Raw genomic sequence first — 12,535 nt, forward strand, 5'->3', positions numbered from 1 at the left:
GGTCATGAGCACAGCGACGGATACCCGGCCGGCCGAGGCGTGGGTGCCGCCGACGTGGGAGGAGGTCGTGCGCGACCACTCCGCCCGGGTGTACCGCCTCGCCTACCGGCTGACGGGCAACCCGCACGACGCGGAGGACATCACGCAGGAGGTGTTCGTGCGGGTGTTCCGCTCGCTCGACTCCTACCGCCCCGGCACGTTCGAGGGCTGGCTGCACCGCATCACGACGAACCTGTTCCTCGACACCGTCCGGCGCAAGCAGCGCCAGCGGACCGACGCGCTCGCCGAGGACGCCGCGGAGCGGCTGCCCGGTGCCGACCCGGGACCGGAGCGCGCGTACGAGTTCCGCAACCTCACCGACGACGTGCAGGAGGCGCTCGCGGCCCTGTCGCCGGAGTTCCGCGCCGCCGTCGTGCTGAGCGACATCGAGGGGCTCACGTACGAGGAGATCGCCGCCACTCTCGGCGTCAAGCTCGGCACCGTCCGCTCCCGCATCCACCGCGGCCGGGCGCAGCTGCGCCGGGCCCTCGGGCACCGGCGTCCCACGCGCGGCGGGGTGCGTCCGGCGCTGGCGGGGACGCTGGCCTGAGTCCCACCCTCCCGCCCGCTCGATCGCGGCCGGGAGGGCCCCGCCCGACAATGGGACGTCCCCCGCACGAGAGGTCCGCATGAGCCAGCCACCGTACGAGCCGCGTCCTGAGGGTCCCCGCGACGACCGCGTCGAGCAGTCCCGCGAGGCCGAGACGCGCGTCGACCTCCCCCGGCCGGCGCCCGCGCACGGCTGGGTCGCCGACACGGGGCGGCCGGGCGGTGCGCCGACGGGGCCGACGGGGCCGACGGGCTCGACGGGGCCGACGGGGATGTGGGGGGCGCCGGCCGCCCGACCGGAGCCGCGCCCGCACCAGCAGCCGTACCCGCAGCAGACCCCGCACCTGCAGCCGGCGTACGGGCCGCGGCCGCCGTTCCCCGGTCCGGATCCCTACCGGCGTCAGCAGCAGGCGTGGGGCCCGCCCCCCTCCGCCGGCCCCCGCGTCGACACCGTCGGGCGGCCGTCCCGGCAGCGGCGTGGTGGCGGTGGCGTCGTCGTGGTCGCGGTTGTGCTCGCGCTCGTCGCGGGTCTGGTCGGCGGCGTCGGCGGTGCCGTCCTCGCCGACCGCACCGGGCTCGCCGAGGCGCTGCCCGGTGGCGCCGGGGCGCTGCCCGAGCGCGGCAGCGCGGCGGACACCGGGGACGGCGGAACCGACGCCTTCGGGGAGGGCGCGGCCGCGCCGCTCGACGGCACCGGCTCGGTGTCGCAGATCGCGGCGGCCGTCCTGCCGAGCGTCGTGTCGATCCTCGTCGAGGGCGACACCGGGCAGGGGACCGGTTCCGGCTTCGTGATCGACGCCGAGGGCCTCGTCCTCACCAACAACCACGTCGTCGTGGCCGGAGGGAGCGAGCCCGCCGACGACATCATGGTCGAGCTGTCCGACGGCTCCCAGGTGGCGGCCGAGGTGGTCGGCACCGAGCCCTCCTACGACGTCGCGGTCCTCCGCATCGACCCGGCCGAGGTCGACCGGCCGCTCGTCGCCCTGCCGTTCGGCGACTCCGACGACGTCGTCGTCGGCGAGCAGGTCGTCGCGGTCGGTGCCCCGCTCGGCCTCGACTCGACCGTGACGACCGGCATCGTCAGCGCGCTCAACCGGCCCGTGTCCGCCGGCGGCGGCGCCCAGGAGACCGCGTTCATCAACGCCATCCAGACCGACGCCGCCATCAACCCCGGCAACTCCGGCGGACCGCTGGTCAACCTCCGCGGCGAGGTGGTGGGCGTCAACAGCGCCATCGCCCAGGCCCCCGGCGGTCAGGTCGGGGGCAGCATCGGCCTCGGCTTCTCCATCCCGAGCAACCAGGCGGCACGCACCGCCGAGCAGCTCATCGAGGACGGTGTCGCCACCTACCCCGTCGTCGGCGTGCTGCTCGACCGGCTCTACGAGGGCGAGGGCGTGCGGATCGTCCAGGAGGAGGACGCCACCGGCGACCAGCCGCCCGTCACCCCCGGGGGCCCCGCCGACCAGGCCGGGCTCCGCGCGGGGGACGTCATCCTCGCGTTCGAGGGCCGTCCGGTCACGGAGTCCGACGAGCTCGTCGTCGCCATCCGGGCGCAGCAGCCGGGCGACGAGGTGACGCTCACGGTGCGGCGCGGCGAGGACGTCTTCGACGTCACCGTCGTGCTGGATGCCGGCGAGCAGGGCTGAGCGCCGGGCTACCCTGCTCCCGGAGGTGGCGCGTGCCTGACATCAACGGCGGGGAGTTCCTCGTCATCGCGCTCGTCGCCATGCTCCTGCTCGGTCCGGACCGGCTGCCCGAGCTCGCGCGGCAGGCGGCCCGCCTCGTCCGGCGCGCCCGCGACTTCGCGACCGGGGCCTCGGCCCAGATGAAGGACGAGATCGGCGTCGACCTCGACCGCGTCGACTGGCGGCGCTACGACCCCCGCCAGTACCACCCCCGCCGGATCGTGCGGAACGCGCTGAGCGACGTGTGGGACGACGACGACACCGCCGCGGCGCGGCCCGGAGCGACCGCCGCCACGCCCGGGGGCGTCGGCAAGGCGTCGAGCGCCGCGGCGAAGCGGGCGGAGGCCGTACGGCGGCCCGCCGGTCAGGTCGCCCCGGCCGGTCAGGTCGGCACCTCCGCCGCTGCCTCCCGGTCGGCCGCGGGACCCGGCCCGGCCGCCCGCGGAGCCGGCCGGTCCGCGCCCCGACCGAGCCCTCCGCCCACGACGTGGGCCGAGGCCGCACGCCGGGCCGGGGTCGACGACGACGCGACCTGAACCGGGTCGGTCGCGCGTCAGCGGCTGCTCGGGGTGAGCCCGAGGCTCGCGCCCACGAGGCTCTGCCGCCGCCGCGCCAGCCCGCGCGCGACGCCCCGGAGCGCGACGGCCGCCGGTGACCCGGGATCGCGGACGACGACCGGGACGCCCTCGTCGCCGCCCTCGCGGACCGCGGTGTCGAGAGGCACCTGACCGAGCACGGGCACGGTGGTGCCGAGCGTGCGCCCGAGCGACTCCGCCACGCGCGCGCCGCCGCCGCTGCCGAACACCTCGAGGCGGGAGCCGTCGGGCAGCTCGAGCCACGACATGTTCTCCACGACGCCCGCGACGTGCTGACGCGTCTGCGACGCGATGGAACCGGCCCGCTCCGCCACCTCGGCCGCCGCCTGCTGCGGCGTCGTCACGACGAGGAGCTCGGAGCCGGGCAGCAGCTGCGCGACGCTGATGGCGATGTCCCCCGTGCCGGGCGGGAGGTCGAGGAGCAGGACGTCGAGGTCGCCCCAGAAGACGTCGGTGAGGAACTGCTGGAGCGCCCGGTGGAGCATGGGCCCGCGCCACACGACGGGCTGGTTGCCCGGGACGAACATCCCGATGCTGATGACCCGGACGCCGTGCGCGACGGGCGGCAGGATCATGTCGTCGACGCGGGTGGGGGACCGGTCGACCCCGAGCATGCGCGGCACCGAGAAGCCGTGGACGTCGGCGTCCACGACCCCGACGGACATGCCCTCCTCCGCGAGGGCGACGGCGAGGTTGACCGTCACGCTGCTCTTGCCCACGCCGCCCTTGCCGGAGGCGACGGCGAAGACCCTGGTGCGCGAGCCCGCGCGCGCGAACGGCACCTCCTTCTCCGCCTGCCCGCCCCGCAGCTGCGTGCGCAGGGCCTCCCGCTGCTCGGGCGACATGACGCCGAGCTCCACCTCGACGTCGGAGACGCCCGGCAGGGCCGCCACCGCGCCGCGGGTGTCACGGGTGAGCGTGTCCTTCATCGGGCAGCCGGCGACCGTCAGCAGCAGCCGCACCCGCACGCGACCGGCCGCGTCCACCTCGACGTGCTCGACCATGCCGAGCTCGGTGACGGGACGGCGGATCTCGGGGTCGACGACGCCGGACAGGGCCTCGCGGACCTGCTCGACGCTCGGGGGGGAGGGACTCACCCCACCAGGGTAGGAGCCGTCCGGGTCAGGTCCCGCCGCGGGCGGTGCGGCACCACGGGCACACGACCCAGTGGTCGTCGAGCTCCTTGCTGCAGCCGCCGCAGCGGGAGGCTGTGAGGTCCGCTGCGCACCACGGGCACGCGAGCATGTCCTTGTCGACGGGGCGCGCGCACGCCGCGCACGCGACGTCGTGCCCCGCCGACCCCGCGTCGGCCGTCGTCACGCGCAGCACCTCCTCGAAGGTCGTGCGACCGTCGAGGGCCTTGCGGATCGCCGACGCGCGCAGGGTGCTCATGCCCGCGGCGCGGGCCTGCGCGAGGACGGCCTCCTCCGACGGGTCGCGGACGAGGATCCGGCGCATGTCGGCGTCGACGGTCAGCACCTCGTAGACCGCCGTCCGGCCGCGGTAGCCGGTGCCGGCGCAGTCGGGGCAGCCGCGGCCACGCCGTGGCGTGGCCCCGTCGAGGTCGCTCGCGTGCAGGTCGAGGAGCGCGAGCACGTCGTCGTCCGGCCGGTAGGTCTCGGCGCAGTGCTGGCACGGGCGGCGGACGAGGCGCTGGGCGATCGCGAGGGTGAGCGAGCTCGCGACGAGGTACGGGTCCGAGCCCATGTCGATGAGCCGGGTGAGGGCCGCCGCGGCGGAGTTCGTGTGGAGCGTCGTGAGGACGAGGTGGCCCGTGAGGGCCGCCTTGAGCGCGAGCTCGGCGGTCTCCTGGTCCCGCACCTCGCCGACGAGGACGATGTCGGGGTCCTGGCGCAGCACCGAGCGCAGCCCGGCCTGGAACGTCATGCCGGCCTTGACGTTCACCTGGACCTGGGTGATGCCGGGCAGCTGGACCTCGACGGGGTCCTCGAGGGTGATGATGTTCTTCTCGGGGTCGAGGATCTCGTTGATGCCGGCGTACAGCGTGTTCGTCTTGCCCGACCCCGTGGGGCCGGTGATGAGGACGAGGCCCTGCGGCACGGCGAGCGCCCGCCGGAGCTGGACGAGCTGCTCGGGCTCGAAGCCGAGCGCCTCCAGCGGCGGCACGTCGTCGCCGCGGGTGAGGATGCGGATGACGGCCTTCTCGCCGTGGAGGCTCGGCAGCGTGGAGACGCGCGTGTCGATGCGGTGCCCGCCGACGACGATCTGCGTGCGGCCGTCCTGCGGCACCCGACGCTCGGCGATGTCGAGGCCCGAGACGATCTTGATGCGGGACAGGACCGCCCCGGCGGCCCGGCGCGGCGCCGTCATGACGTCACGCAGGATGCCGTCGATGCGGAAGCGGACCCGGAGGCTGTCGCGCTGCGTCTCGACGTGGATGTCGGAGGCGTTGAGCTGCACGGCCTCGGAGAAGATCTTGTTGACGAGCTGGACGGTCGGGGCGTCGTCGACGCCCGCGCTCGACAGGTCGTCGGTCTCCTCCTCGACGCCGATGCCGGACACGATGTCCTGCAGGCCGTCGCCGGAGGCCGACAGGCCCCACGCGCGCCGCAGCTGGTCCCGGATCTGGGAGTCGATCGCGATGATGGGGAGCAGGTCGCTGCCGAGGGTGAGCCGCGCGTCGTCGAGGGCGAGGACGTTCGTCGGGTCGGACGTCGCGACGACGTAGCGGCCGTCGGAGAGCCGGTCGAGGACGAGGACCCCGCTGCGCTCGCTCTGCTGCTGCGGCAGCCTGCGGACGACGTCCGGGTCCAGCGACAGGGTCGACAGGTCGAGGGTCTCCATGCCGAGCTGCTCGGCGAGGGTGACGGCGATGTCGCGCTCGTCGAGGAAGCCGAGCTGGACGAGCACCTGGCCGAGCCGGCGCCGCGGCCCGGGCTGCCGCTGCTCCTCGAGGGCCTCCTGGAGCTGGTCGGCCGTGATGACCTGGGCGTCGACGAGGAGGTCGCCGAGCCGGCGCCGGCGGTCGGCCGGCACGTCCGGGGCGTCCGTCGCGGCGTCGGGGTCGGTGCCGGTCGGGACGGGGGAGGTCCCGGTCGGCGCGTCGGTGAGGCTCACCCGCACGTGATCGGCAGACAGGGTGCGGCGCTTGACCCGTTCGGGCGGACCGGTGCCGCCGTCCGGCCTAGCGGTCACCCTCCGGGAGGGTCGCGGTTGCCGGCGGCGGGACGGCGTCGTCCCGCCGCGCCTCGAGCTCCTCCAGCAGGTCCCGCAGCTCGGAGCGGACGAAGTCGCGGGTCGCGACCTCGCGCAGCGCGATCGTGAGGGCGGCGACCTCCCGGGTGAGGTACTCGGTGTCGGCGAGGGTGCGTTCGGCCTGGGCCCGGTCCTGCGCGTTCTGCACGCGGTCGCGGTCGTCCTGCCGGTTCTGCGCCAGCAGGATGAGCGGGGCGGCGTAGCTGGCCTGCAGGGACAGGATGAGCGTGAGCAGGGTGTAGTTGAGGGCCCGCGGGTCGAACTGCGCCGAGGCCGGCGCGAGGGTGTTCCACGCGAGCCACACCGTGACGAACGCCGTCATGTAGACGAGGAAGCGGGCCGTCCCCATGAATCGCGCGAAGCGCTCGGCGAGCCGGCCGAAGGCCTCCGGGTCGGTCTGCGGGCGCAGCCGCCGCCGCAGCGAGCCGCGGCCGGCGGGGGTGTCGAGGCCGGCCCGGCCGCGCCGGTCGACGCGCTCGAGGAGCTCGTCGAGCTCGAGGCGCTCGGCGCGCAGCGACGGTGCCTCGCGCACCGCGTCGCGGGACCCCCTGGCCGCCCGTCCCTCGTCCGGCGTGCTCACGCGCCACCGCCCCCGCGTGGCCGGCGCCCCGTCACGATCCCCTCGGCGGTGGTGCTCGCGAGGGCGGCGGCGCGGCGGCGGGCGAAGCCGCGGACGACCGCCGCAGGGTCCTCCTGCTCGCGCCAGTCGTCCGGCAGGAGGTGGTCGAGGACGTCGTCGACCGTCACGACCCCGACGAGCCGGCGGTCGGAGTCGACGACCGGGGCCGAGACGAGGTTGTACGTCGCGAGGTAGCGGCTGACGCTGAGGAGCTTGGCGTCGGTCGTCAGCGGCTCCAGCGTGCGGTCGAGGGCGTTGCCGACCGCCGAGTGCGGCGGCTCGCGGAGGAGCCGCTGCGTGTGGACGACACCGAGGAAGCGGCCGGTCGGCGCCTCCAGCGGCGGGCGGCACACGAACACGGCGGCGGCCATCGCCGGGGCGAGCTCGGCCCGGCGCACGAGGGCGAGCGCCTCCGCGACCGTCGCCTCCGGGGACAGGACGACGGGCTCGCTCGTCATGAGCCCGCCCGCGGTGTCCTCGTCGTAGGCGAGGAGGCGGCGGACCTGCTGCGCCTCCTCCGGCTCCATGATCTCCAGGAGGCGCGCGGCGAGGCCGGGCTCGAGGTCGGAGAGCAGGTCGGCGGCGTCGTCGGGCTCCATCGCCTCGAGGACGTCGGCGGCGCGCTCGGACTGCAGCCGCGTGACGATCTGCACCTGGTCGTCCTCGGGCAGCTCCTCGAGGACGTCGGCGAGCTTCTCGTCGTCGAGGGCCGCGGCGATCTCCAGCCGCCGGGCCGGGCGCATGGTGTGGAGCGCCTCGGCGAGGTCGGCGGCCTTGAGCCCCTCGAAGGCGGCGAGCAGGCTCGCCGCGCCCTGCGGGCCCGCGTGCTGGCGCAGGCTCGACACCTCGTCGACGGCGACGAGGAACGTCTCCCCCCGGCGGCGCAGGCGACGGCGGTGCCCGCCGGGCGGCACCCGCCGCACGAAGAGCCGGGCGACGACCCAGTCGTGGGAGCGGGTCTGCTCGAGGCCGACGTCCTCCACGACGACGGCGCCGCTGCCGTCGAGCATGTCGACCTGCCGGTCGAGCAGCTCGGCGAGGGCGAGGGTCTCGCTCGCCCGCTGCTCGAAGCGGCGCATGTTGACGAGCCCGGTGGACACGACCTGCGCAGGCTCCATCGCGATGACCCGCGTCATCGGCAGGAAGACCCGACGCCGGCCCGGGACCTCGACGACGAGCCCGACCGCCCGGGCCCGGCCGGTCCCCATGACGACGACGACGTCCCGGACCCGCCCGACCTGGTCGCCCGCCGGGTCGAACACCGGGAGCGCGGCGAGCCGGGCCGCGAAGACGCGTGCCGGCGAGGTGCTCACGGGGAGCGAGTATCCCGCACCGGTGCGCCACGGCCCGGTGACACGGCGGACGACGGCGTGCGGCAGGCTGCCGCCGTGACGCGACGGCTCGGGGCGCTCGACCTCGTCGTCATCGCCGTCGGCGTGCTGGGGGTGTCGGTCGCCGCGCCCGTCGCCGGCGCGACCGCGGCGCCCGCGCTGGCGGTCGCGTTCTGGCGGACGTTCGCGGGAGCGCTGTTCTACCTGCCGGCGGGCCTGGCGCACCTGCGTCGCCGGCTGCGCGAGCACGGACCCCTGTCCCGCAGCGCCGTGACGGCCGTCTGCTGGTCGGGGGTGCTGCTGTCCCTGCACTTCATGCTGTGGATCCCCTCCCTGCGCCTGACGAGCGTCACGGCGTCGACCGCGCTCGTCACCACCACCCCGCTGTGGGTCGTGCTCGTCCAGCGGCTGCGCGGTCGGCCGGTGCCGACGCGCGTGGTCGTCGGCGTCCTCGTCGCCTTCGCGGGCGTGCTCACCATCACCGGCGTCGACGCGACGGTCTCCACGACGGCCCTGCTGGGGGACGCGATGGCGCTCGCCGGCGGCGCCGCCGCCGCCGGCTACTCGCTGACGGCGGAGGCCGCGCGACGGGAGATGTCGACGTCGTCGTACTCGACGGTGGCGAACGGGGTGTGCGCCGCGCTCACGCTCGCCGTCTGCCTGTCGCTCGGGGTGCCGCTCCTCGGCTTCGACACCGTCACGTGGGCCGAGGTCGCCGTCGTCGCGGTGGCCTCGCAGATCGTCGGCCACGCCCTGCTCAACCGCGCGATCCTGCGGGCCGGCGCGACCACTGTGACGCTCGCGATCCTGCTGGAGACACCGACGGCGTCCCTCATCGCATGGCTGTGGCTCGGGGAGGTGCCGCCCCTGCTCGTGGTGCCCGGCGCGGTCCTCGTGCTCGCGGGGCTCGCCGTCGTCGTGCGCTCGAGGCGTCAACCCACCGAGTCACCCGCGTGATCGCCTCGGTTGACTACTGACTGTGAGCATTGTCCGCATTCGCCCAGGAGCACGGGTGAAGGCGTCACTCTGCGTGACCGACTCGCCGACCCATCTTTGGGGGGGCGTCGATCGTCGGATGTGCCCGGTCCCCTGCGCGACGAGGCGGAGCATCGTGGTGGCGGGACAACCCGGGCGGCAGGCGCGAGGAGGGCAGCATGCGGTTCGACGGACGGCGGGTCGAGGGCCACCTGCCGCTGCCCGGTGGAGGGGGCGACACGACGGTCGTCGCGTCGCCCCGACCCGCGCCCGCGGCTCCACAGGTGCGCGTCGAGGTCGTCCGCGGCTTCCGCGTCGTCGTCGACGGGCGTGTCCTCGGTCCTCGCGACCTCGGCGGCACCAAGCAGCGGCAGGTGCTGCTCGTGCTGCTCCTCGCGCACGGCGCGCCCCTCAGCAAGGCGACGCTCGTCGACGTCCTGTGGGGCGCCACGCCCCCGGCGGGCGCGGTCGCCGCGCTCGAGAGCCACGTGAGCGTCCTCCGGTCCCGGCTCGGGGGACGTGAGGGTCGACGGCTCGTCGTGACCGTGCCGCACGGGTACGTCCTGCCGAGGGGCGCGGTCCGCTCGGACCTGGACGACGCCCACGAGCTGCTGCGCCGCAGCGCCGGCCTACCCGCGGAGGAGGAGCTCGCGCTCCTCCAGGAGGCGCTGCAGCTCCTCGACGGCACCCTGCTGCCCGAGGAGCGCGCGAGCGCGTGGCTCGACGACGCGCGCGCCGAGCACGACGCCCGGGTGTCCGCGCTCCGCACGCGCCTCGCCCGCGCGGCCGGCCTGGCCGGGCAGTGGGAGAAGGCGCTGCGGTGGGCCGGCGACAGCGTGCGCCGCGACCCCATCGACGAGGCGGCGTGGGAGGTCGTCGTCCGGGCGCACCTCGCGCTCGGCCACCCCGTCGAGGCCCTCCGGGCCTTCGACCGCTGTCGTGACGTCCTGCGTTCGCAGCTCGGCTGTGCGCCCGGGGCCGGCCTCCAGTCGGTCCTGGACGACGTCCTGGCGGCGACCGAGCCGACCGACGACGACCTCGCCGAGCTGCTGCACGCCGTCCTGGTCCTGCGGCGGCGGACGGCCGTCACCCCGCCGGAGCAGCGTCGCCGCGTGCTGCTCGCGGCGCGGCAGGCGCTCGCTGCCCTCGCGGTCCCGGGCTGACCCGGACGGACGACGGACGTCGACAGGCGCGCGGACGGTGCCCGCCGAAGGGCATGCTTCGTGCAGGACACGGCGGTCCCGGGGGTGCCCCCGGCGGCACGACGGTGGCTCGGAGGGAGGTGACGTCGTGGTGGGGGAGAGCGTGCGGCCGCGTCGTGTCCTGGTGGTCGACGACCACACCACGTTCGCCGAGCTCCTCGTGCTCGCGCTCGAGCGCGAGCCCGACCTCGAGTGCGTCGGCCACGCCGCGACCGTCGAGGCCGGTATCGACCTCGTCGACCGGACCCGCCCGGACGTGGTCGTCATGGACGTCCGGCTGCCGGACGGCACAGGGTTCGCCGCCACACGGCGCATCCTCGAGCTGGCGCCGGGGACCACCGTGGTGGTCCTCACGGCGCACGCGTCCCCGGACTTCGTCGCGCAGGCCGCCGGGGCGGGCGCGACGGCGTTCCTGCCGAAGGGCGGCTCGCTCGCGGTCCTCCTCGACACCGTGCGGGAGGCGCGCCCGGGCCGGCTCCTCGTCCACCCGTCCCTCGTGGCGCGGGCCCGGTCGGCGGCCCACGACGGCGGGGTCTACACCGACCTCACCCAGCGGGAGGCCGAGGTCCTCGAGCTGATGGGCCAGGGACACGACGTCACGCGGATCGCCCGCCGCCTCGGCATGTCCGAGAACACGTGCCGCGGGCACGTGAAGGCGATCCTCGTGAAGCTCGACGCCCACACCCAGCTCGAGGCCGTCGTCAAGGCCGTACGGCGCGGCCTGCTGAGCCTCGACGGTGGCTGACGTCGTGGGTCGCGTGCCCTCGGTGCCGCCGCGGCGGGCCGGGCCGGTCACAGGGGGGCTGGACGGACCCGAGCTGCCCGACCAGCCCGACCTCTCGGACCTGCCTGACGTCCCCGTCGGACTCGTCGCCCTCGACGTGGCCGCGGACCAGGCCGGCACCGCCGCCGCGCCAGGAGCGCGCCGCCCGCCCGGCGCCCGCGGCCCGGGACCGCGGTCGCGACCGCGGCTCCGCCGGAGCCGGGCCCGGGACGGCTGGCGGGTGCCGGTCACCCGCTACGTCGTCGTGAGCCTCGTCGTGCTCCTCGTCGTCGGGGTGCTCACCGACGCGGTCATGTCCTCCCTCGCGAGGCAACGCGCCCTCGACGCAGCCGTCGGCCGGACCGACCGCTTCGCCGAGACCGTCGTCCTGCCGCTGCTGCCAGACGTCGCCGACGGCTCGGCCGTGGCGGCCGGCCCCGCCGCTGCCCGCTCGCCGGTCCCGTCGCCGGCCCTGGACGCCGTCGTCGACTCGCGTGTCGCCGACGGCTCGCTCCGCTCCGTCACGGTCTGGTCGGCCGACGGCACGCTCGTGTACGCCCGGGGCCGCGGCAGCCGCGACGACGTCGTCTCCGACGACACGGACGCGCTGCCGGGCGGGCCGGTGCTGCGCCTGCAGGACGCCGACGACGCCTCGGTCGACGTCGACGGCCTCTCGTCGCTGCCGGGTCGAGGGCTCGCGCGGCTGGCCCCCGGCGACCACGCGCACGTCGTCGTGCTCGCGGGGGAGGAGGGGGAGAGGGACCCGCTCCTCGTGGAGGTGGTCGCGCCGGCGCCGGAGCTGCTCGACGTCGCCGACTCGCTGCGTCTGCCGATGGTGGCGGCCGCCCTGCTCGCCCTCGTCGTCCTCGGGTTCGCCCAGCTCCCGCTGGCGGTGTCCCTCGCCCGGCGGGTCTCCGTCGCCGAACGGTCCCGGCGCGTGCTCCTCGCCCAGGCGGTGGCCTCGGCGGACCTCGAGCGCCGCCGTCTCGCGCGCCAGCTCCACGACGACGTCATCCAGGACCTCGCCGGCCTCGGGTACGGCCTCGAGTCGTTGCAGCGGCACGGACCGCAGGAGCACCGGGCCGAGCTGGAGGCGGCCCGTGCGCTGGTGACCGACGACGTCGCGAAGCTCCGGGGCATCCTCACCGACCTCTACCCGTCCGACCTCGACGGCGGCCGCCTGACCGAGCGCCTCGAGGCCCTGGCGGCGCCGCTGCGCGACGAGGGTGTCGACGTCGTGGTGCGCGTCGGAGCGGTCGACCACCTCGACCGCACGCGGACGAGGCTGGTGCACCGCGTGGCCCGGGAGTGTCTCGCCAACGCGCACAAGCACGCGCACGCGAGGACGGTGACCGTGAGCCTGCGCGACGGCGGGTCGGGGACGGTGCTGCGGGTGGAGGACGACGGCCGGGGCTTCGACGTGACCGGTGCGCGTGAGGAGGGGCACTTCGGTCTCACGATCGTCCGGGACCTCGTGACGGAGATCGGTGGCTCACTGGACGTGCGCAGTCGGCCGGGCCGCGGCACCACGGTGACCCTCCTGCTGCCGCCCGCCTGAGC

General features: G+C 75.8%; 11 protein-coding genes. 7 read left to right on the plus strand and 4 right to left on the minus strand.

The features are described 5' to 3' along the window. The first annotated feature begins 4 nt into the window (after window positions 1-4). From sigE to WAB14_RS04625, 3 genes are all read left to right on the plus strand, one after another. Window positions 5-589 carry an RNA polymerase sigma factor SigE gene (gene sigE / locus WAB14_RS04615; protein WP_340267852.1) on the plus strand — a complete coding sequence of 195 codons (585 nt, stop codon included), beginning with the start codon at window positions 5-7 and terminating at the stop codon, window positions 587-589. Between the two features lie 79 nt (window positions 590-668). Then, entirely contained in the window at window positions 669-2,234 is a 1,566-nt protein-coding gene (locus tag WAB14_RS04620) for a S1C family serine protease (protein ID WP_340267854.1), read from the plus strand. Between the two features lie 32 nt (window positions 2,235-2,266). Next, on the plus strand, window positions 2,267-2,809 hold the full coding sequence (locus WAB14_RS04625; protein ID WP_340267856.1) for a twin-arginine translocase TatA/TatE family subunit: 543 nt from the start codon (window positions 2,267-2,269) through the stop codon (window positions 2,807-2,809). A gap of 17 nt (window positions 2,810-2,826) precedes the next feature. Here the strand turns inward: WAB14_RS04625 and WAB14_RS04630 are convergent, their stop codons facing one another. The 4 genes from WAB14_RS04630 to WAB14_RS04645 all read right to left on the minus strand — a co-directional run bounded on the left by WAB14_RS04630 (window position 2,827) and on the right by WAB14_RS04645 (window position 8,017). Then, on the minus strand, window positions 2,827-3,966 hold the full coding sequence (locus WAB14_RS04630; protein WP_340267858.1) for an Mrp/NBP35 family ATP-binding protein: 1,140 nt from the start codon (window positions 3,964-3,966) through the stop codon (window positions 2,827-2,829). A 25-nt stretch (window positions 3,967-3,991) separates the two neighbouring features. Beyond that, window positions 3,992-5,947 (minus strand): ATPase, T2SS/T4P/T4SS family, encoded by a 1,956-nt coding sequence (locus WAB14_RS04635; RefSeq protein ID WP_340267860.1) that lies wholly within the window; start codon window positions 5,945-5,947, stop codon window positions 3,992-3,994. A 67-nt stretch (window positions 5,948-6,014) separates the two neighbouring features. Further along, complete coding sequence (locus WAB14_RS04640) at window positions 6,015-6,599, minus strand: DUF1003 domain-containing protein (RefSeq protein WP_377002506.1); 585 nt, start codon at window positions 6,597-6,599, stop codon at window positions 6,015-6,017. Window positions 6,600-6,661: 62 nt separating this feature from the next. Next, window positions 6,662-8,017 carry a magnesium transporter MgtE N-terminal domain-containing protein gene (locus WAB14_RS04645; RefSeq protein ID WP_340267862.1) on the minus strand — a complete coding sequence of 452 codons (1,356 nt, stop codon included), beginning with the start codon at window positions 8,015-8,017 and terminating at the stop codon, window positions 6,662-6,664. A gap of 75 nt (window positions 8,018-8,092) precedes the next feature. Here WAB14_RS04645 and WAB14_RS04650 point away from each other — a divergent pair, with 75 nt between their 5' ends. The 4 genes from WAB14_RS04650 (at window position 8,093) to WAB14_RS04665 (ending at window position 12,533) form a co-directional block, all read left to right on the plus strand. Next, the gene (locus WAB14_RS04650; protein WP_340267864.1) at window positions 8,093-8,992 is read left to right on the plus strand and encodes a DMT family transporter; all 900 of its coding nucleotides are present in this window, start codon (window positions 8,093-8,095) and stop codon (window positions 8,990-8,992) included. Between the two features lie 197 nt (window positions 8,993-9,189). Next, window positions 9,190-10,173, plus strand: coding sequence for an AfsR/SARP family transcriptional regulator (locus WAB14_RS04655; RefSeq protein WP_340267866.1), 984 nt, complete (start codon window positions 9,190-9,192; stop codon window positions 10,171-10,173). A gap of 127 nt (window positions 10,174-10,300) precedes the next feature. Next, window positions 10,301-10,957: a response regulator gene (locus WAB14_RS04660; protein ID WP_340267868.1), complete on the plus strand. Its 657-nt coding sequence runs from the start codon at window positions 10,301-10,303 to the stop codon at window positions 10,955-10,957. Continuing rightward, entirely contained in the window at window positions 10,950-12,533 is a 1,584-nt protein-coding gene (locus WAB14_RS04665; protein WP_340267870.1) for a sensor histidine kinase, read from the plus strand. Before WAB14_RS04660 ends, WAB14_RS04665 begins: the two co-directional genes overlap by 8 nt. The last annotated feature ends 2 nt before the right edge of the window (window positions 12,534-12,535 follow it).

This window comes from Aquipuribacter nitratireducens (assembly GCF_037860835.1).
Lineage (GTDB): Bacteria > Actinomycetota > Actinomycetes > Actinomycetales > JBBAYJ01 > Aquipuribacter > Aquipuribacter nitratireducens.